Origin of the sequence: Nocardia arseniciresistens (assembly GCF_046764875.1) — a bacterium.
Lineage (GTDB): Bacteria > Actinomycetota > Actinomycetes > Mycobacteriales > Mycobacteriaceae > Nocardia > Nocardia arseniciresistens.
Window position 1 is genome coordinate 13,166 of record NZ_JBKORD010000015.1, and the last position, 18,751, is coordinate 31,916.

19 protein-coding genes and 1 tRNA gene are annotated in these 18,751 nt (G+C 63.9%); 9 read left to right on the forward strand and 11 right to left on the reverse strand.

The annotated features are described in order from the left end of the window. Position 1 precedes the first annotated feature (1 nt). The 3 genes from ACLMAJ_RS26065 to ACLMAJ_RS26075 all read left to right on the forward strand — a co-directional run bounded on the left by ACLMAJ_RS26065 (position 2) and on the right by ACLMAJ_RS26075 (position 3,975). A complete protein-coding gene (locus ACLMAJ_RS26065; protein WP_412016468.1) occupies positions 2–1,528 on the forward strand; it encodes a protein kinase domain-containing protein in 1,527 nt (508 codons plus the stop codon). Next, the gene (pknB, locus tag ACLMAJ_RS26070) at positions 1,525–3,432 is read left to right on the forward strand and encodes a Stk1 family PASTA domain-containing Ser/Thr kinase (RefSeq protein ID WP_412016469.1); all 1,908 of its coding nucleotides are present in this window, start codon (positions 1,525–1,527) and stop codon (positions 3,430–3,432) included. The genes ACLMAJ_RS26065 and pknB overlap by 4 nt, the downstream gene beginning before the upstream one ends. 123 nt (positions 3,433–3,555) lie before the next feature. Next, on the forward strand, positions 3,556–3,975 hold the full coding sequence (locus ACLMAJ_RS26075; protein ID WP_412016470.1) for a CBS domain-containing protein: 420 nt from the start codon (positions 3,556–3,558) through the stop codon (positions 3,973–3,975). Between the two features lie 10 nt (positions 3,976–3,985). Here the strand turns inward: ACLMAJ_RS26075 and ACLMAJ_RS26080 are convergent, their stop codons facing one another. The 3 genes from ACLMAJ_RS26080 to ACLMAJ_RS26090 are packed head-to-tail and all read right to left on the reverse strand — an operon-like array spanning position 3,986 to position 5,795. Next, positions 3,986–4,456: a cytidine/deoxycytidylate deaminase family protein gene (locus ACLMAJ_RS26080; protein ID WP_412016471.1), complete on the reverse strand. Its 471-nt coding sequence runs from the start codon at positions 4,454–4,456 to the stop codon at positions 3,986–3,988. After that, positions 4,456–5,154, reverse strand: coding sequence for a RibD family protein (locus tag ACLMAJ_RS26085; protein ID WP_412016472.1), 699 nt, complete (start codon positions 5,152–5,154; stop codon positions 4,456–4,458). Before ACLMAJ_RS26085 ends, ACLMAJ_RS26080 begins: the two co-directional genes overlap by 1 nt. Continuing rightward, positions 5,151–5,795, reverse strand: coding sequence for an aminodeoxychorismate/anthranilate synthase component II (locus tag ACLMAJ_RS26090; protein WP_412016473.1), 645 nt, complete (start codon positions 5,793–5,795; stop codon positions 5,151–5,153). Before ACLMAJ_RS26090 ends, ACLMAJ_RS26085 begins: the two co-directional genes overlap by 4 nt. A 206-nt stretch (positions 5,796–6,001) precedes the next feature. Here ACLMAJ_RS26090 and crgA point away from each other — a divergent pair, with 206 nt between their 5' ends. Continuing rightward, complete coding sequence (gene crgA, locus ACLMAJ_RS26095; protein WP_412016474.1) at positions 6,002–6,265, forward strand: cell division protein CrgA; 264 nt, start codon at positions 6,002–6,004, stop codon at positions 6,263–6,265. 98 nt (positions 6,266–6,363) lie between these two features. Then, positions 6,364–6,837 (forward strand): PH domain-containing protein, encoded by a 474-nt coding sequence (locus tag ACLMAJ_RS26100; protein WP_412016475.1) that lies wholly within the window; start codon positions 6,364–6,366, stop codon positions 6,835–6,837. Between the two features lie 63 nt (positions 6,838–6,900). Here the strand turns inward: ACLMAJ_RS26100 and ACLMAJ_RS26105 are convergent, their stop codons facing one another. Both ACLMAJ_RS26105 and ACLMAJ_RS26110 read right to left on the reverse strand, forming a co-directional pair. After that, positions 6,901–7,773, reverse strand: coding sequence for a rhomboid family intramembrane serine protease (locus ACLMAJ_RS26105; RefSeq protein WP_412016476.1), 873 nt, complete (start codon positions 7,771–7,773; stop codon positions 6,901–6,903). Between the two features lie 4 nt (positions 7,774–7,777). Further along, on the reverse strand, positions 7,778–8,305 hold the full coding sequence (locus ACLMAJ_RS26110; protein WP_412016477.1) for a peptidylprolyl isomerase: 528 nt from the start codon (positions 8,303–8,305) through the stop codon (positions 7,778–7,780). Between the two features lie 105 nt (positions 8,306–8,410). On the opposite strand from ACLMAJ_RS26110, the gene ACLMAJ_RS26115 reads away from it, so the two are divergent. Then, positions 8,411–8,623, forward strand: a complete 213-nt coding sequence (locus ACLMAJ_RS26115) for a hypothetical protein (protein WP_412016478.1) — start codon at positions 8,411–8,413, stop codon at positions 8,621–8,623. 12 nt (positions 8,624–8,635) lie between these two features. Here ACLMAJ_RS26115 and ACLMAJ_RS26120 read toward each other — a convergent pair whose 3' ends face one another. The 3 genes from ACLMAJ_RS26120 to ACLMAJ_RS26130 all read right to left on the reverse strand — a co-directional run bounded on the left by ACLMAJ_RS26120 (position 8,636) and on the right by ACLMAJ_RS26130 (position 12,315). Beyond that, on the reverse strand, positions 8,636–9,454 hold the full coding sequence (locus tag ACLMAJ_RS26120; RefSeq protein ID WP_412016664.1) for an ABC transporter permease: 819 nt from the start codon (positions 9,452–9,454) through the stop codon (positions 8,636–8,638). A gap of 38 nt (positions 9,455–9,492) precedes the next feature. Next, on the reverse strand, positions 9,493–10,509 hold the full coding sequence (locus tag ACLMAJ_RS26125; RefSeq protein ID WP_412016479.1) for an ATP-binding cassette domain-containing protein: 1,017 nt from the start codon (positions 10,507–10,509) through the stop codon (positions 9,493–9,495). An 876-nt stretch (positions 10,510–11,385) separates the two neighbouring features. Continuing rightward, positions 11,386–12,315 (reverse strand): acyl-CoA dehydrogenase family protein, encoded by a 930-nt coding sequence (locus tag ACLMAJ_RS26130; RefSeq protein ID WP_412016480.1) that lies wholly within the window; start codon positions 12,313–12,315, stop codon positions 11,386–11,388. A 135-nt stretch (positions 12,316–12,450) separates the two neighbouring features. On the opposite strand from ACLMAJ_RS26130, the gene ACLMAJ_RS26135 reads away from it, so the two are divergent. Then, a complete protein-coding gene (locus ACLMAJ_RS26135) occupies positions 12,451–13,161 on the forward strand; it encodes a YoaK family protein (protein WP_412016481.1) in 711 nt (236 codons plus the stop codon). A gap of 21 nt (positions 13,162–13,182) precedes the next feature. Here the strand turns inward: ACLMAJ_RS26135 and ACLMAJ_RS26140 are convergent, their stop codons facing one another. Together ACLMAJ_RS26140 and ACLMAJ_RS26145 are read right to left on the reverse strand one after the other, a co-directional pair. After that, positions 13,183–13,290 carry a DLW-39 family protein gene (locus tag ACLMAJ_RS26140; protein WP_412016482.1) on the reverse strand — a complete coding sequence of 36 codons (108 nt, stop codon included), beginning with the start codon at positions 13,288–13,290 and terminating at the stop codon, positions 13,183–13,185. A gap of 984 nt (positions 13,291–14,274) precedes the next feature. After that, complete coding sequence (locus tag ACLMAJ_RS26145; protein WP_412016483.1) at positions 14,275–15,294, reverse strand: alpha/beta hydrolase; 1,020 nt, start codon at positions 15,292–15,294, stop codon at positions 14,275–14,277. A gap of 643 nt (positions 15,295–15,937) precedes the next feature. Here ACLMAJ_RS26145 and ACLMAJ_RS26150 point away from each other — a divergent pair. Together ACLMAJ_RS26150 and ACLMAJ_RS26155 are read left to right on the forward strand one after the other, a co-directional pair. Then, a tRNA-Ala gene (locus tag ACLMAJ_RS26150) sits at positions 15,938–16,010 on the forward strand. Positions 16,011–16,242: 232 nt separating this feature from the next. Next, a complete protein-coding gene (locus tag ACLMAJ_RS26155; protein WP_412016484.1) occupies positions 16,243–16,923 on the forward strand; it encodes a glycosyltransferase family 2 protein in 681 nt (226 codons plus the stop codon). Positions 16,924–16,960: 37 nt separating this feature from the next. Here ACLMAJ_RS26155 and ACLMAJ_RS26160 read toward each other — a convergent pair whose 3' ends face one another. Next, positions 16,961–18,745, reverse strand: a complete 1,785-nt coding sequence (locus ACLMAJ_RS26160) for a glycosyltransferase family 2 protein (protein ID WP_412016485.1) — start codon at positions 18,743–18,745, stop codon at positions 16,961–16,963. Between the last annotated feature and the right edge of the window lie 6 nt (positions 18,746–18,751).

Genomic DNA, 18,751 nt, shown 5'->3' on the forward strand with positions numbered 1-18,751 from the left:
GATGCTGAACAACGGCGCGATGATCGCCGACCGGTACCGACTGCAACGCCTGATTGCGACAGGCGGAATGGGTCAGGTCTGGGACGCGCTCGACACGCGCCTGGATCGCAGGGTGGCCGTCAAGGTGCTCAAGTCGGAGTTCTCCACCGACCCCACCTTTCGGCACCGATTCCGCACCGAGGCGAAGACCACCGCCCAGCTGAATCATCCTGGTATCGCCGGAATCTACGACTACGGCGAGACCCTCGACCCGAGTGGCGGCGAGACCGCCTACCTGGTGATGGAACTGGTCCAGGGCGAACCGCTCAACACGGTGCTCAACCGGCTCGGCAGGCTTTCGGTGGTCCAGAGTCTGGACATGCTGGAGCAGACCGGCCGCGCACTGGAGGTTGCCCACCAGTCGGGTGTCGTGCACCGCGACGTGAAACCGGGCAACATCCTGGTGACGCCGACCGGTCAGGTGAAAATCACCGACTTCGGTATCGCCAAGGCGGTCGACGCCTCCCCGGTGACCAAGACCGGCATGGTGATGGGCACGGCGCAGTACATCGCGCCCGAGCAGGCGGTCGGCGAGGATGCCACCGCCGCAAGTGACGTGTACGCCCTCGGCGTGGTCGGCTACGAAGTGCTGGCCGGGCAGCGGCCTTTCAGCGGCGACGGCGCGATCACCGTCGCCATGAAGCATGTGCGCGAGACCCCGCCGCCCATGCCCGCGGATCTGCCCGCCAACGTGCGCGAACTCATCGAGATCACGATGGAGAAGGAACCGGGGCGCCGTTATGCGCGCGGCGGCGAGTTCGCCGACGCTGTCGCCGCGGTCCGCGCGGGCCGCAGGCCACCCCCGCCGAGTGGTACCGGATCCGGTGCGGGTCCGCTCACCGCCGGCGCGACAAGGGTGCTGCCGCCGGGCCCGACGGTGATGCTGCCGTCCGGGAAACACAGCTACGACGACGGCCCTGCGGTTCGGTACAACACCCCTGGCCAGCCCATGGGTGTGGCGGCGGCGTCCGCCCCCGCGACCGTGCTGAGTTCGACCGCCGCAGGCCCGGCGGCGATGCCGCCGGGTAACGATCAACGGTTCACCTCGACGCAGAAGTGGCTGGGCGGACTCGGTCTTGGTGCGCTGCTGCTCGGCGGCGTGGTGATCTACCTGCTGTTCGGTGGCGATACCAACCCGGACACGGTGAAACCGGTGACCACCACCGTGGTGCCGACCACCGTGCCGCTACCGCCACCGCCGCCACCGGTCACCACGACACCGAAGCCCGCGCCGCCACCGCCGACGGAGGCGGCGACCACGGTGCCGACGACGACGGAAGCGCCGACGACAACATCGGAGCCGCCGACGACAACGCCCGCGCCGAGCACGACAGCGCCGAGCACCACGAAACCAGCGAAGACCACGGCGCCGACCACCACAACCAGGTCGCGATTCCCGACGCTCAACCCACCGTTTCCGGATGGTCCCGGTGCCCGAGGCCCCTCGGTCACCCCCGGCGCCAACCCTCTTCCGCAAGGACAACCATGACGACCCCGAAGAACCTCTCGTCGCGCTATGAGCTTGGCGAGATCATCGGGTTCGGCGGCATGTCCGAGGTGCACAAGGCCCGCGATTTACGACTGAGCCGCGATGTGGCGATCAAGGTGCTGCGCGCGGACCTCGCCCGCGACCCCACCTTCTATCTGCGCTTCAAGCGCGAAGCGCAGAACGCGGCCGCGCTGAACCATCCCGCGATCGTCGCGGTGTACGACACCGGCGAGGCCGAGGTGGACGGCGGCCCGCTTCCGTACATCGTGATGGAGTACGTCGACGGCGACACGCTGCGCGACATCGTGCGCGGCAAGGGGCCGATGCCGCCGCGCCGGGCCATGGAGGTCGTCGCCGACGTTTGTGCCGCACTGGATTTCAGTCACAAGGCCGGGATCGTGCACCGGGACATGAAGCCGGCCAACATCATGATCAACCGGGCCGGCGCGGTGAAGGTGATGGACTTCGGCATCGCACGCGCGATCGCCGACGCCGCCAACCCGATGACACAGACCGCGGCGGTCATCGGTACCGCGCAATACCTTTCGCCGGAGCAGGCGCGCGGTGAGTCCGTCGACGCTCGTTCCGATGTCTACTCCGTTGGCTGCGTGCTGTTCGAGATCCTCACCGGTGAACCCCCTTTCACCGGCGACTCGCCGGTCGCGGTGGCCTACCAGCACGTGCGGGAAGATCCGCGGCTGCCCTCCCACGTGCATGCCGGGGTGCCCCGCGAGCTGGATTCCGTTGTGCTCAAGGCGATGAGCAAGAACCCGGCCAACCGGTACCAGACCGCCGCCGAGATGCGCGGGGATCTGATCCGGGTGCTCGGTGGGCAGAAGCCGAGCGCGCCGATGGTGATGACCGACGAGGACCGCACCACGATCCTCGGCGCGAATGAACCGGCGCCACGCACCTTCCGCACCGTCGAGCGCAACGACGACACCGCCGAGCAGGAACCCGCGGAGCCGGTGAACCCGCGCCGCAATATCTACATCGCGGTCGGCGCGGCTGCCGCGGTCGCGGTGGCCTTCGCCCTTTTCTGGGTGCTGATCGGGCCGGGAAGTAAGCCGGATCAGATTGCGGTGCCCGATCTTTCGAACAAATCGCAGCAGCAGGCCCAGGAGGCACTGCTGAAGCTCGGCTTCACGGTCGCCGTCCAGCAGAAGTCGGACAACAAGGTCGCCACCGGCAATATCATCTCCACGCAGCCGCTCGGCGGTTCCAGGGTCGACGAGGGCAGCACCATCACCCTTCAGGTCTCCACCGGCCCCGCCCAGGTGCAGGTGCCGATGCTGTACAAACTGACCCAGCAGCAGGCCGAGCAGGAACTGAATTCCAAGGGCCTGCGGATGGATCCGAATGTGATCCGCAAGGCCTCCAGCGCCGAGGAAATCGACAAGGTGACCGCGCAGGACCCGTCGGCGGGATCACGCGTCGACGTGGACAAGGCCATCATCGTCACCATCGGCACCGGCCCCGAGCAGATCCGGGTGCCGAACGTTGTCGGTCAGGACATCAGCGTCGCGCAGCCGAACCTGGAGGGCTCCTCGGGCTTCAAGATCTCCGTCCAGGACACGCCGTCAGCGAAGCCGAAGGGCGAGGTGATCTCGACAAGCCCGGCCGGTGGCACCACCGCCGAGAAAGGTTCCGTGGTGATCGTGCAGATCTCCACCGGCGACCAGATCACCATGCCTGCGCTGATCGGCCTAACCCCCTCCGCGGCGCTGGACAAGCTGCGCCAGGCCGGTTGGACGGGCACCGCGAGCCAGATCAGTCAGACGACACAGGGCACCTTCGACACGGGCAGTGTCGGCCGGATCCTCGGCCAGCAGCCCGCAGCGGGTTCCTCGATCGCGAAGACCGGCACGGTCTCCATCAGCACCGGAGTTCTCGGGCCGCCCTGATAACGAGCTCGCCCGGATAACCCGAAAACACCGACCGGTCGGTGTTGTCCGGGCGAGAATTAGGCTGCTTCATCCCATCAGCTGCGCAATCCGCAAGCACGCTGCATACGAGGAGGTAGCCACATGACCACTGCCAGGGACATCATGAAGCCGGGGGCCGAGTGGATTTCCAAGGAAGAGACCGTGGGCAAAGCCGCAAGGGTTATGGCCGAACTGGGTGTCGGGTCCCTTGTTATCGCGGATGAGAACGACCGGATGTGCGGGATCATCACCGATCGCGACATCGTGGTGAAGTGCATCGCCCAGGGCAGGTCCCCTGCCGGCACCCGTGCCGCAGAACTGTGCGAATCGACGCCGCGCTGGGTCGACGCCGACGCCGATATCGACGAGGTCCTCGACGAGATGGAAAGCCACCGGATCAAGCGGATGCCGGTCATCGACCGCAAGCGCCTCATCGGGATGATCAGCGAGGCCGACCTGGCCCGGCACCTCGACGACAACCAGCTCGGCGAATTCGTGACAGCGGTGTACGGAAGGCCCTAGGTCTGCTGCGCTACCGCAGATTCAGATGCCGATTCATCGACATGGCCGCATCGGCCAGATCGGGTAGCTCGAGCACCTCGACGCCGTGCTGCCGCAGTTTCTCCACGCCGACACAGTTGGTGACGAAGGTCGCCGGTTCCCGCCAGGCGATGACGACGCGGGGAATCCCGGCCGCCAGGATTCTGTCGGTACACGGCGGCCGCGTCGGGGTCGCGCGCTGTGAACACGGCTCGAGGGTGCTGTAGATCGTCGCCCTTGCCAGCCGGGGATCGTCCGCGTCGAGCTTGTCGAGCGCGGACTCCTCGGCGTGCACCTTCTCGTCGGTCTCCCTGGAGTACCCGTTCGAGATTTCGGCACCGTCGACCACGATGACCGCACCGACCGAGAAGGCGGTTTCGCTCGGCGGGCACATGCTCGCCAGTTCGATTGCCCTGTGCATGAATCGGTGCTCGTCCCGGTGCGCGCCGTCGGCCTCGGCCATCAGCTGCCCGATGTGGTGTCGGCGGTCGCCTTAGGGAGATAGATGAGCAGGGCGATGTCGCCGATTCGGGTGATATCGGCCAGGTGCATGCGCCGCCGATGTCGGCCCGGGTAGTCGGCCGGATCGAGGAAGCGGGGTGCGGCCCTTTCGCCGACGAGAATCGGCGCGATGGCCATGTGCAGCTCGTCCGCGAGGTCGGCGGCCAGGAATTCGGTGTGGATGCGGGTGCCGCCCTCCACCATGAGGCGGCCGATACCGCGGCGACCGAGATCATCGAGCAGGGCGCCGAGGTCGATCTCGACGCCGAGGACGACGACCTCGGCGAGGCCGAGCAACCGGTCGCCGAGCCGCGCCGCGCCGGCCTCGGTGGTGTAGACGAGCTTGTCCCCGCCGTGGTGCCAGAACTTCAGATCGGCGTCGAGGTCCCCGGACGCGGTAACCGTGACCTTCAGTGGATACTCCGGCTTGCCCGCCGCGGCAATCCTTTCCGCCCGCCGTTCCGGGTTGTTGACCAGCAGCCGCGGGTTGTCACGGCGCAGCGTTTGGGCGCCGATCAGAATGGCGTCGGATTCCGCGCGCACCTGATCGACCCGATCGAAGTCGGCCTCGTCGGACAGCCGCAACCGATCGGGTCCCGCGTCATCGATGTAGCCATCGACGCTGACCGCGACCGAGAGCAGGACGTAAGGACGATTCACTGGGTCACCAACGCCGCGACCTCCGCTTCGAGCATCTCCACCAGGCCCTCGGACGGACGCTCGCCGCAGACTTCCAGCCAGTTCGCCAGCATCCGATGCCCGCCCTGCGTCAGCACCGATTCGGGGTGGAACTGCACGCCGTGGATCGGCAGCGTGCGGTGCCGCATGGCCATCACGATGCCGCTCTCGGTGCGACCGATTACCTCGATATCGTCCGGCAGGGTCTCCTCGAGAACGGTGAGGGAGTGGTATCGCGTCGCGGTGAACGGGTCCGACAGTCCGGCAAGCACCCCGCTACCGATGTGGAATACCGAACTGGTTTTTCCGTGCAGCAGCTCCGGCGCGCGGGTGACCGTGGCGCCGAATGCCTCCCCGATCGCCTGGTGGCCGAGGCACACGCCGAGCAACGGCGTGAGCTGCCGTGCGCACGCCCGGACCAGGTCGATACTCGCGCCCGCGCGATCAGGGGTGCCGGGGCCGGGGCTGATCAGAATGCCGTCGTATTCGGCCACAACGGCGTCGAGGTCGGCCAGTTGCGGGTCGTCGTTGCGCCACACAACCGCCTCTACGCCAAGCTGGCCGAGGTACTGCACCAGGTTGAATACGAAGCTGTCGTAGTTGTCGACGACCAATACACGCATGAGATCGAGATTACGTGGCCGTATGGCACGGCGTCGCATCCATTACCAGTTGGGATAGCCTAGAGGCACACCGGAGGGGACCCGAGCCTCGCCAGGAACGATCTCGGCTGACCCCGGATCCGACACCGCGGCGAAGTAGTTCACGACCACAACTCAACCGTCGCTGTCCCGCCGGTACCGACCTGAACGCCGAACACGAGGACGTCATGCCCAAGTCGAAGGTCCGTAAGAAGACCGACTATACGATCAATCCCGCCAGCCGGACGCCGGTGAAGGTAAAGGTAGGGCCGTCGCCGGTCTGGTACGTCTCCATCATGCTCGGCTTCATGCTCGCCGGGCTGGTGTGGCTGCTCGTCTACTACCTGGCAAACGACAAGATCAGTTGGATGGCCGAACTCGGCGCATGGAACTTCCTGATCGGCTTCGGTCTCATGGTTGTCGGTTTGATCATGACCATGCGGTGGCGCTGAGGTTCCAGAGCACCGCCCACGGATTACAGACGTGTCATTCATTCACACCTGTGGATGACCCTGTGGACAACTCGAGGAACGATTGGGGAAAGCGGCTCGTGAATCCCGAAAGTCCGCCGTCGAGAACCCCCGACCCACGCATCGCCTGGACCACGCCGACCCCCGCTCTGATCGCGGTCACAGTGGGCGGCGTGGTCTTGGCGGCCGCCGCCGTCCTTGCCGATGAGGCCGCGAGCAGACTGCTCATCGGACTGGCCGCGGTCGGCCTGCTCGTCCTTGCCGGGCTCGGGTTCCGCCAGCGCCCCCGGCTCTCTGTCCTACCCGGCCCAGAGCCGCGCCTGGTGGTGCGCAGCCTGCTCGGCCCGACCGAGTACACCCGCGATCAGATCATGCGTGCCCGCGTGGTCAGCTATCGCCGCCTCGGCCGCAAGACACCCATGCTCGAGATCGACGTCCAGCACGACGGCGACGAGCGGCTGCTGATCTTCGGCCGTTGGGATCTCGGCGAACGCCCCGACGATGTCTTCGAAACACTGCTCGAGCACCGGCTGGCGAAACAGCCCACCGAATAGCCGGTGCCGCCGGCCCACACCGTCTCAGTAAGTTTCACGTGAAGCACGACGGCGCACGCTCGGTCAGGCGGCGAGCGATGCCGCGACGGCGCCGGTCACCGAGAGCGCGACCACAGCGAGCGCAGCGATGGCCAGCCAGCCGATGAGACCCGCGGTTTCCTGGGATTTCGCGCGCAGCCACCCGGGCAGGAACAGGATGCCCAGGGTCGCCAACGTGCCTGCGGCAAGTCCGCCGAGGTGCCCCCACATGGAGATGCCCGGCAGCGAGAAGCTGATGAAAATGTTGATGCCGATCAGGATCAACATCTGATTGGGGTTCTGCCGCAACCGAAGCAGGATCACCGTGATCGCACCGAACAGACCGTATACCGCCCCGGAGGCGCCTGCGGTCGCGCTGTTCTGCGCGAAGACCATCACGGCGGCGGAACCGCCGAGCAGCGAGACCAGGTAAACCGCGAGATAGCGCAGACGTCCGAGCACCAGCTCGGCGTCGCGGCCGACCACGTACAGCGCGAACATATTGAGTAACAGATGGATCGGGCCGTAGTGCAGGAACCCGGACCCGATCACCCGCACCCAGTCGCCGTCGGCAACGAGATGCGGAACCAATACCCAGCGCCGGAACAGCTGAGACCCGTTGTAGTTGTCCACCAGGCTGCGGGCCTGGGCGGCGGTGACCGCGAACACCAGCACATTCACCGCGATCAGCGCATAGGTGACGTATGGGATCGGCTTCTGCGCGGCAGCGGCACCGGCGACCGTCCGCACCGGACGGACGTCGCGCTGTTCGGACCGAAGGCAGTCGACACAGTGCTGCCCGACGGCGGCGGGCCGCAGGCATTCGGGGCACGCGGCCCGCCCGCAGCGCGTGCAAGCCAGGCCCGTCGGGCGATCGGGGTGGCGGACACAGGTCGGTGCGGGCGGCTGAGCGTTCATCGGACTATTCGATCGTGATCTTCGAGATGACGACAGGTTCCTTCGGACGGTCGTTGCGATCGGTCGGGGTGGTGGCGATGGCGTCGACGACCTTGCGCGAATCCGGATCGACGACCTCACCGAAGATCGTGTGCTTGCGGTTCAGATGCGACTGCGCACCAACGGTGATGAAGAACTGCGAGCCGTTGGTCGACGGTCCCGCGTTGGCCATCGCCAACAGGTAGCCGCGGTCGAAGCGCAGTTCCGGGTGGAATTCGTCGCCGAATTCGTAACCGGGTCCGCCGCGACCGGTGCCGGTCGGGTCGCCGCCCTGGATCATGAACCCGTCCATCACCCGATGGAATACCGCGCCGTCATAGAACGGTCCCGAGGTCCCTCCGCTCGCGTTCTCCGTCGAATACTCGGCGGTGCCATCGGCAAGGCTCACGAAGTTGCGCACTGTCTTCGGAGCGTGGTTGCCGAAGAGCGAGATCTTGATGTCACCGTGGTTGGTTTGCAACGTCGCAACGGCGGTCTGATTCGGTGAGGTCACGCCGCCTATCGTGCCACGATCGGCGGCCGTCGGAGGAAGCCGGGCCGAGCAGGTCCCGGAGCTGCGGCTACTGCGCGAACGGCCGGTCTGTGCCAGAGTGGTCGAATGACCTTGGGGCGCCTTCACGTATCCGCACGCACTCGTAACCGGCTCATTGCCGCGACCATCGTCGCACTGGCGGGTGGCGTGGCCTTGCTGGTGCGCAGCAAGCGACCACAGGCCCCCGAGCCCGCCCCGGCACCGCCGCGGATCGGATACTCCCGCAACGGTTCGACGCCGACCCCTTTGACGGAAGCCAGCGCGGAAAACGGTCGCTGACCTCGCCTTCGGTCAGCGGCTCACGGTCCGCTTGTACTGGCGAAGCGACAGCGGGATGAACACGAGCAGGATGATCACCACCCAGCCCAGCGTCGTCACCACCGGATGCTGCATCGACCACGCGTCCGATTGCGGCGCCGCCGCGCTGGTATTGCCGAACAGTTCACGGGTTGCCTGGGTGACCGCGGATACCGGATTCCATTCGGCGAACACCCGCAGCACCGTTGGCAAGTTCTCCAGCGGCACGAAAGTGTTGGCGAGGAATGTCAGCGGGAAGATCACCATGAAGCTGGCGTTGTTGAATACCTCTGGTGCGCGCACCAGCAGTCCGACGACGGCCATGATCCACGACACCGCGTAGGCGAACAGCAGCAACAGCACATAAGCCAGCACCGCGTCGAGGAACGAACCCCGAATCCGCCAGCCGACGACAAGACCGGTCAGCGACATCACCACCAGGCTGACCACGTTGATCACCACATCGCTGAGCGTCCGGCCGACCAACACCGCAGACGGCGCCATCGGCAGCGAGCGGAATCGGTCGATAATCCCCTTTTGCATGTCTTCGGCGAGTCCGAGACCGGTGAAGGTCGCGCCGAACACCACGCTCTGGGCGAAGATGCCCGCGATCAAGAACTCTCGATAACCGCCCGACATGCCGGGCACCTCGATCGCCGACCCGAAGATGTAGGCGAACAGCAACACGAACATGATCGGCGACAGCGTCGAGAAGATCAGCACATCGGGAACTCGCTTGATCTTGATGACATTGCGCTTTGCGATGGTCAGGCTGTCGCTGAACACGATCGACAGTCGTTCACCGAGAGGCATCGAGCTTCGGTTGTCGAACGCCGTTGTGGCCGCGGTCATCAGATCGTCCCTTCCGTAACTTCGAGCCGGTCCGCGCCCTTGCCCGCCGCGGCTGGACCGCGGCCGTTGCTCAATTCCTCGGCCTCGTGCCCGGTGAGGGTAAGGAAGACATCGTCGAGCGAGGGGCGCCGCAGGCCGACATCGTGAATCTGGACGTTGTGCTTTGCCAGCATGCCGATGGCGTCGACGAGCGCCTGCGAACCGTCGCTGACCGGAACGGTTATCCGGCGCAGACCGGGCTCCAGGTGGATTTCGCCGTCCGCGAGACCCTGCAACGCCTGCTGCGCGGTCGCGAGATTGTCGGCATGATCGACCGTGAGCTCGATGCGGTCACCGCCGACCATGGTCTTCAGTTCGTCGGCGGTGCCTCGGGCAATCACCTTGCCGTGGTCGATCACCGCGATGGCATCGGCCAGCCGATCGGCCTCCTCCATGTACTGCGTGGTGAGCAACAACGTGGTGCCGCCCGCGACCAATTCCTCGATGACATCCCAGAGGCCGAGGCGCGCACGCGGATCAAGACCCGTCGTCGGCTCGTCGAGGAAAAGCACCGGCGGATTGGCCACCAGGGCACCGGCCAGGTCGAGCCGGCGCCGCATCCCGCCCGAGTACCCCTTGACAGGCCGGTCGGCGGCATCGGAGAGCTCGAATCGGTCGAGCAATTCGCGAGCACGTTCCTTACTACGCTGCACGCCCATGTGATAAAGACGTCCCACCATTTCCAGGTTTTCGAATCCGGTGAGGTATTCGTCGACGGCGGCGTACTGGCCCGAGGTACCGATTCGAGATCGCAAGGCCTGCGGATTGCGCAGCACATCTATTCCGGCAACGGTGGCGTGACCGGCGTCCGGTATCAGTAGCGTGGTGAACACCCGGACCGTGGTGGTCTTACCAGCACCGTTGGGGCCGAGCAGTGCGGTGACAGTGCCTTCTGGCACCGCTAGGTCGAGCCCATCCAGGGCGACAAGTCGGCCGTATCGCTTGACCAGACCCTCGGCGACTATTGCGTCGGGCATGATTCTCCTGACGTTCGTGAGTTCTCGGTATCGAAATTATGGGTACGCCGGCCCTCGATGATGAGTCGATCTCGCTGAACCGGTGACCGACCTATGCTCGAGTCAGTATTGCCGTGCGCACCGACAATTTCATCCCATTTGTCAGGACATAGAAAAGCGGCCGCATCCCGGCCCAGGCGGTGCTCGGGGGTGCCGGATCGGGATGCGACCGGTTCGATCATCCCGCCCGTGCGCCCGCCCGATCGCGCGTAGCCGACTACCCGATTCGGCCGTGACCGGTACTCGTCCCGGTCCAGAGCTACCGATGTGACGCATACCGGTCGGATAGTTCGGTGTTGTGACTCGGCGGGAGTACCGCGATTCCAGCGGCCTACGACTTCGATTCGCACGAACTCATGTTCGCATCAGGGTCCGACAGATTCGGCTGCCCGCGAGGCGCTCGCACGACCCGCCCGCTCCCCGATTGCGACACGCGACCAACCGGCGCGGACAACCACTACAGGACGTCCGCGACACGCGATCCACGACACACAGAGACCGGTCGGAATGTTTTCGAGCGCCTGTCGAGCGCCCGGATCAGGGCCGACAGAATCTACGGAATTACCTGTACAACAATGATTTTGACAAGTACGAGGCCACCCCATGACCGGCATTGATCCATACTGTCGACGCAGCTTCCAGGCCGTCACATCCCGGGCAGGTAAGCCAACCCCACAAATCTTCTAAAGTGCCGATCCCCGCGTACACACAATCACGGATCATCGCGTAGGATCATTCTCGTCGGCCCCTCCCCCCCGGGCCGACCTTACGCGGGCCTCGGCTAACTCCCCCCCTTCGCCGAGGCCCGCTCCCCATTTCCGGACCAGGTCAGGTCGCTCAGCTGCGGTGTTCCGTGTCTGACGCCAGCGAACGCCAAGCAGCCGTCAACCGTTGCGCGCGTACCCTTCCGGCCGTCGCAAGCAATGGGCGATCACGCTCCCAACGTGCCAGCACCTCTCGATCCGCACTCTCCCACAACGGCTCCAGCTCGCCCGATAACCGGTCGAATAATTCGAACGCGCCACCGAGCGCGACATGGACACCCGGCGAACTCGGGCGATCGATATCGAGGCCGCGCACGGTCGCCACCGCGGCGAGCAGCCGCTGCACTACCGACTGCGGCCACCCAGACTGCCTGCTCACTCGGATCAACCAACCGAGCGCGGCGGCGAGCACATGAATGTCCTCGATCGTGCGGAACGGTTTCAGGTAGTCCAGGTAGCCGTCGCCCGGCAGCATCCGCGCCGGCGCATCGGTGAATATCACTGTGGCGTGCGGAATCTCGGGAGCGAACGAAACGGCGGGCAGGTTCGTCACCCGCACTCCCGGCGCGTCCGCGTCGACAAGAACGGCGTGCAGCCGGTTGCGACCATCCGGTGATTCACCCGAGCTGGCGATCACCAACAGCCGCTGCGCCATGATCCCAAGCGTCGTGAATGACTTGGTTCCGCGCACCGACCAGCGCCCGCCGGTCTCGACCAGGGTGGTCCGGATCGCGGATGGGTGCGCGCCCGCCGCCTCGGTCGCCGACACCGCGACAAGCTCGTCGGCGGGCAGGTCCGCGATCAATGTCCGCAATGCCTCCTGGTAACCGGAAAGGAACGCGAAACCCAGCCGGTCCGCACCGAATCCAGCCGCGATCGCCACATCGATGGGCCTGTCGAACCGCCGTGCGACGGCTCGATGCCTCGACCATGCCGCCGTGACGGTATCGAGCGGCGCCGGATCGACGGCTTCGGTCAGCAGGTAGTCGAACACTGAATCCACGACTGCACGGTACCCGCGGCACACGCGCTATCGGCTCGGCCACATCCCGGCAACCTGCGCGGCGATGCGTCGGCCTATTCACGGTACGAGCGGGTATCACTGGGTGGCATAACCGCTTCGAAAGGAGCCCGACCTGTGCCGAAACCGGACGAAGACCGCAGAAGCGCGCTCTACGACAGCGAAGCCAGGCTGTCGTGGGTGCTTGCCGGACTGGCAGGCCTGATCGGCGCGGCGGCCTTCATGCACACCGCCGGCTATTTCGTCACTTTTATGACCGGCAATACCGAGCGCGCGATGCTCGGTCATTTCCACGACGAGCACGACGTGGCCATCGCGGCAACCCTGCTGCTGCTGTCGTTCGTGGCCGGCGTCGTGGTGTCCTCCTGGTGCCGCAGGCGCTACTGGTCCGGCCACCCGCACGGCCCGACCCTGCTCACCACCGCCAGTCTCGCCGCGGCCTCGATCGTCGACGTCGTGATCTTCCAAGCCCTGGATACGGACAAGATCGACTTCATCCCGATCCTGTTCGTCGCATTCGGTGTCGGCGCGCTCAACACCTCGTTCGTCAAGGACGACGAAGTATCGATTCCGCTGAGCTACGTCACCGGAACCCTCGTCAAAATGGCGCAGGGTATCGAACGCCACATCAGCGGCGGCGACTACACCGACTGGCTGGGCTATTTCCTGCTCTACCTGGCCTTCGCCCTCGGCGGGCTCCTCGGCGGTCTGTTCAGCCTAGTGGTCGCGGGCTGGGCGATGTTGAACACCGCCACCGTCGTCTGCCTGGTAGTGACCTGCTACACCTACCTGCACCTCGACCGTCACGGACCGCCGACGGAAACCTGACCCCGCACACCGAGCCGAGACTCAGCGCGTGGTCACCTCGTGCCACATGTCGTCGTCATCGCGCTTGCGCAGCTTGGTGATTCCGATGAGAACCGCGACAACGATGCCGACCGTCAGGAGAAGTTTCATAGTTGCCAGCCTACTGCGGCGTCCGTTCTCGGCCCAGTAGGGCGCTGGTGACGAAGCCTCGGGTCAGTCGGTACGGATGGCCGAACCTGCATATCCACCATACGAACTCCGTGCCTCCCACTCACCGAACGATCGCCTCATGCCGATCGATCGGCACCGTGGCGAGCACCGACGGCAGGCTGTATCGACTCGATGCCCCGCCGTTTCAGGCACGGCGACACCCTGCCAGAAACAGTCCATAAAAGGAGAAGCGGCCGCCAAATCTCGGACACGCCGAGGCAGTTGAACATCAAAACGTAAACACTTGGCATGATCGCATCTGCTCGCCCAACTCACTGAAATCAGAAAGTAGGAGGAGCCGTGCTGTTGCCGATCGTTGGAAGCTTCCTTGGTCCGGCCGTCGCTGCCCCCGGAACGATTCTCGGCATCATCCTCGCGGTGGTCTGACCAGCCAAAGTTGAAACGCGGTCCCATGCTGTTACAAAAGCCTCCGATCCGCGTTTCCAGTGCGGCCGGGCCACACAAATAGATTGAGTATGTTGTGTGTCACGACCATGGCACGGATGTTCGATCAACACACACCATTCAAATAGGAGAAAAACATGGTGCTGCCAGGCCTCGGTTCTGCTCTGGGTTCCGCCGTTGCCGCCATCGGAGCGATTCTGGGCATAATCATCGCAATCATCTAGTCTGTTCGAACTCGGACGCGGGTCGTACGCCAGCTGCAAGGGCGTCGGGCCGCGTTTGCGTATCTGCTGTTCGAGGTCCCGGTCCGGCGCCGAGTTGTCATGCCTGATCGGGATTTCGCATACTCGGCGCGCACACAAGTGTCGGGTGGGAGACCAGCCGCAATCGGCAGCTCGCTGGCCACGTGATGGGATATGAAAGGGACGAGACCGGAAGCCGTACACCGTCTTCGGTGCCTGGCTTCCTGTCTCGTCCCTTGTATTACGTGGCGCTACTACATGGCGCGAGCCGGTGCCGCTAGGACACGCCCATTCCGCGCGCGAGTACCGGCCACGACTGTTTGAGGTCGTCCTGCCAGTAACCCCATGAGTGCGTGCCCGAGGTAAAGTTGTAGGTCGCCGGAACGCCGATCGACGTCAGCTTCGTCTGGAGGTTGTGCATGCAGTAGTTGGTCGCTGCCTCGATCACGCCGCCGACGAGAATCTGGTTTGCCAGGCCGCCCGGGCCGGGTGGCGTGTGCGGCCCGTCCAGCGTGTCGTGCTCGCCTGGCAGACCGTTGCCGGAGGACAGGTACAGGTCGATCCCGCGCAGCTTCTCGGCCTGCAGATACGGGTCGTTCGCCACCCAATCGGGCGAACCCGCCGGACCCCACATGTTGTCTGGATTGCCGCCGCCCCACGCCACGGCGAGCTTCATGAATCGCGAACCGACCGGATCACTGACCTGGGGACAGCCGCTGTAGGCAGCGGCCGCCTTGTACAGACCGGGTTTGGCGATCGGCAGTGCGAGCACGGTAGTCGCGGAGGTGGAAATTCCCGCGATCGCGTTGACGCCGTTCGTCTCGAGCGCGGCGTCGATCAGCGGCGGCAGTTCCTCGGTGAGGTAGGTCTTCCACTTATTGCGGCCGAGAATCGGGTCATCCTTGATCCAATCCGTGTAGTAACTGAACATTCCACCGATCGGCAGGATCAGGTTGGCATTCTTGTCCGCCATGAACTCACGAACATCACTCTGCGCCTGCCAGGAGGCGCCGTCGACCCCGCCGCCCGCACCGTTGAGCAAGTACAGACTCGGCTGCGGTTTCGAATTGTCCGCGGCAAGCTGTATTTCTACGGGAAAACTCTCCGCCATCGCGGCGGAGTAAACCTGGAGTCGGATATTTCGGTCATCAATGTACTCGACGTCGGTTATCCGCGAACCATCCTCCGCCGTAAACCCGGTAGCGATTGTCTTGGCGGCAGCAGCCGGGTCGGCATAAGCGGTCGGCACGCCGAGCGCTGACCCTACTAACAGCCCGGCTACAGCGATGCTTGTCATGGAACGGGTACAGCGCGAGTTGAGTACTTCTGCGATTACGCCCCTATTCATACTCAAGCTTTTAGCAGCTATTTTCGGTCCACCGCGCACCGACACGACACGTACTACAGAATTGCGATTCGCCAAGGTGACATCGCCCTCAGGGCAGGCGCAGACCTGAACCATACAGGGGAGGCGTGGAACATGTCCTGTCACGTGACGCATCCGAATCCCGCCGAACCACTGGCACTTTCGGGCCCGATTCTGACAACCGACGCTTGCCGGCGATCTGCCGCAACATGCTCAGGATCCTGGCGACAACTCATCGCTGACTCCCCCGCACGGGCCTCGAGCAGCTGATGACGAGTGATCACGAGCGCGCACGTCATCTCGAGGAATGCATGCGCCGATCGCACCAGACACCGTAGGACGATCGTCGACACCACGACACCAACGGACAGGCACTCCGCCTAACCGTGTGATCAAGTCGCCAAGGCCGAAATCAGGCACTAGAACCAGTCGTGAACTGCGGATACGCGCACCGAGCTGCTCAGATCGCCTAGTGAACCCGCAGCCTGACTCCGACCCGTTTTGACGCTGCGAACGGTTGGCAGGTAACGTTCCACGGGCGCACTCCTGGAGTGCGTGCCGCGATGAGCGGCGAGGGGCCTTAGCTCAATTGGCAGAGCACTGCCTTTGCAAGGCAGGGGTTAGGGGTTCGATTCCCCTAGGCTCCACAACAACGACGCGTCCTGAGGCGAGATCCGTTACCTCGCTTCGTCGGTACTCTTTAATCAGGTTGCAGATCCGCATGTCCGCCCGGCTCCCCAGTCACGGTTGATGTCCACTTGCCGGGTACAGTCGGCTGCGTATGTGAACCCTTGCTAGATGGAGTAGCGCATGGATCCCTCCCGCTGTGTTGTGCTGGTACCGGTTCACGATTACATCGAGCCCGGGTGCGCGGAGGGGTTGGCGGATCTCGAGCGCCTCGGCTATCCGGTCTGGCGGATATACGGCTGCTCTGCGATCGACCAGGCCCGCAGCCAAATCGCCACGGACGCACTTGCACAGGGTTTCGAGGAGCTGATGTGGATCGATGCGGATGTCCGCTTTCATCCGGAGGCGGTCGGAATGCTACGGTCTCACGATTTGCCGGTTGTCTGCGGCATTTACCCCAAGAAGCGGTCGCGCGAACTAGTTTGCAGCCTGCTGCCCGGTACCAATCAGATTATATTCGGCGAAGGTGGTGGCACACTGGAGATCCAATACGCGGCCGCCGGATTTCTGCTCACCAAGAGGTCGGTCTACGAGAAGATCGGGGAGGAACTTCCGGTCTGCAATGAGCAGTTCGGGCGACCGAATGTCCCCTACTTCCTGCCAATGGTGGTCCCGGACGGCAAAAATCACTGGTATCTCGGCGAGGATTTCGCATTCTGCGAACGCGCTCGACGGGCCGGGTTCACCATCCACGCCGATACACAGTTCCGTCTCGAGCATATCGGCAAATATGGGTACACCTGGGAAGATGCCGGCAGCGGACGAGATCGCTACGGCAGTTACGCATTCAATTTCCAGCACAGTGACAAGGTCGCCGACACAGGTGCACAGGCCGATGCGGATGCGGATGCCAGCCTGGACCATGTCAGCTGACCTGACATCAGCCGGACGACATCGTACTGTACTGCTGTCAGATTTCTTCTGCTGAATACAGCGGGAAGAAATTCGGGATCAAGAAATCGGGCAGCACATACTGCGGAAACATTCGAACACTGCTCTTGGGGTGCAATATGTGCAGCACAAGTCCTTCGGTGTCGGCCACGCAGACCGTCTTGAAACCAGCCTTCTGCAGACTGAGAGTGAAATCTAGATCGCAGGAGTTTCCGCCAGGAGGGTATCCGCGGATCTCCACCTCCGGATAAGTCGACTTGCGCCACACGAAGGAAAAGCCGTACCCCCACACCTTTCCATCGACCCAACTTTCGGGCCAGCCTTTTGTTGAAGTCGTATCGATCGGCTCCCATGGCGACAGCACAAAATGAGTTGGAGACAGGATGTCGGTCGACCAATAGCAGAATATTTTGTTTGCGGGATCGTAGGCGAACCATCTACTCAACGTGACGAAGTCGGCATCACCAAGAAATTCGATCATTCGCTCGATGTATTGTGGAGCATAATAGTCGTCATCGTCGAACTCCACGATGATCTCACCGCGAGCCAACTGAGTCATCAGATTGAGCTTGTCACCAAGCGTCATTCGATTGTTCGGAACGTGGTAGTACCGAATTCGGTGCTCGTGACATAATTTCTCGTCCAAGAAATCGGCCGGTTCCGGACTATCATCGAGGATGATCAATTCCATGCCGCCGTCATAAGTCTGCGAGCAATAGTGCCTGACGGCCGTACGAAGTAATTCCGGCCGCTGATACGTCGGGCAAACCACACTCACGCGCGGGGCCGGCGAGTCGTCGGGCACCGGATGTTCCAGTTCGCCCGAATACAGTCGTATCGACGAGCTTTCACGAGGTACACCCAAAGTATTCGCGGCGTGCGCAATCGATGTCCCGTTGGTCCCGCGAAGCACACCGGCCAGACTGGCTCGAGGCGCAGTGCCTGGTGGCCGCCACGCATTCCGAACCGCCTCCAGCACAGGCGCCGACAGGAGTCGGTTTCGCAGTGCCTGATTCCACTCCGGCACCCGATCATATTGATGCACAATCGGATACAGCTTGCCCGCAGCTGTCCGCACACCATCGGCGGCGAGTGTCGGCTCGGGCTCCAAGAGAAACGGTCGGAATGTTGCGATCTTGGCTGGGTCTGCGACCGTGCCCGCCTGACAGGCGAACCCGTCCTCCGATGTCACGAGTTGCACCGTCGAGCGATACGGCTCCATATCGAGCAGGAGATTGTAACCGCTCTGCGCCGCGACCTGCTGCCCGGACGACTCCGCGATCCGGGTGATGGCGAGGCACAAATCCGCCATCATCCCGGCCTGACCTGCAAGAACTCCGACATTGCAGATCGCCTTGGACCACAGGCGGTCGACATGTTCCGGAAAGGTTCGTTGGAGGTTTTCTCGGCTCCACCCCTCGTCGGAGTAGCGCAACGACTCGCTTGCGGCGAGGAAAGGACGGTCGAGATGGGCAACCAACCACTCGATCGGATCCGTCTGGAAGTACACATCCCGCACATCGGTGACAACAGCGAATCGGAGCGAAGACGCGATTGTTTGCAGTACATGGGCGATATCTTCGAACTGATGGTTGTATACGCTGTCACGAAGCGGCATTCGGACTGCGTACAGTCCGAGCGATTCCAGATTCTCGGCCACGAGATCGCCGCGGCGATCCTGGTCGGACACGATGACTGCGCCCAAACCGGTGAATCCGCTCGCGACGAGGCTCTCGGCCCACACCTCGACATCGGTCCACTCGTACCCCGCCGCCGCGCCGATGATGATGTCTTTCGCGCCCATCGGTTT

What these genes read in the sequence shown, in the direction of transcription:
- ACLMAJ_RS26065 (WP_412016468.1), top strand. Translation starts at nt 2, where the DNA reads ATGCTGAACAACGGCGCGATGATCGCCGACCGGTACCGACTGCAACGC.
- pknB (WP_412016469.1), top strand. Translation starts at nt 1,525, where the DNA reads ATGACGACCCCGAAGAACCTCTCGTCGCGCTATGAGCTTGGCGAGATC.
- ACLMAJ_RS26075 (WP_412016470.1), top strand. Translation starts at nt 3,556, where the DNA reads ATGACCACTGCCAGGGACATCATGAAGCCGGGGGCCGAGTGGATTTCC.
- ACLMAJ_RS26080 (WP_412016471.1), bottom strand. Translation starts at nt 4,456, where the DNA reads ATGGCCGAGGCCGACGGCGCGCACCGGGACGAGCACCGATTCATGCAC.
- ACLMAJ_RS26090 (WP_412016473.1), bottom strand. Translation starts at nt 5,795, where the DNA reads ATGCGTGTATTGGTCGTCGACAACTACGACAGCTTCGTATTCAACCTG.
- crgA (WP_412016474.1), top strand. Translation starts at nt 6,002, where the DNA reads ATGCCCAAGTCGAAGGTCCGTAAGAAGACCGACTATACGATCAATCCC.
- ACLMAJ_RS26105 (WP_412016476.1), bottom strand. Translation starts at nt 7,773, where the DNA reads ATGAACGCTCAGCCGCCCGCACCGACCTGTGTCCGCCACCCCGATCGC.
- ACLMAJ_RS26115 (WP_412016478.1), top strand. Translation starts at nt 8,411, where the DNA reads ATGACCTTGGGGCGCCTTCACGTATCCGCACGCACTCGTAACCGGCTC.
- ACLMAJ_RS26120 (WP_412016664.1), bottom strand. Translation starts at nt 9,454, where the DNA reads ATGCCTCTCGGTGAACGACTGTCGATCGTGTTCAGCGACAGCCTGACC.
- ACLMAJ_RS26125 (WP_412016479.1), bottom strand. Translation starts at nt 10,509, where the DNA reads ATGCCCGACGCAATAGTCGCCGAGGGTCTGGTCAAGCGATACGGCCGA.
- ACLMAJ_RS26140 (WP_412016482.1), bottom strand. Translation starts at nt 13,290, where the DNA reads ATGAAACTTCTCCTGACGGTCGGCATCGTTGTCGCGGTTCTCATCGGA.
- ACLMAJ_RS26145 (WP_412016483.1), bottom strand. Translation starts at nt 15,294, where the DNA reads ATGACAAGCATCGCTGTAGCCGGGCTGTTAGTAGGGTCAGCGCTCGGC.
- ACLMAJ_RS26160 (WP_412016485.1), bottom strand. Translation starts at nt 18,745, where the DNA reads ATGGGCGCGAAAGACATCATCATCGGCGCGGCGGCGGGGTACGAGTGG.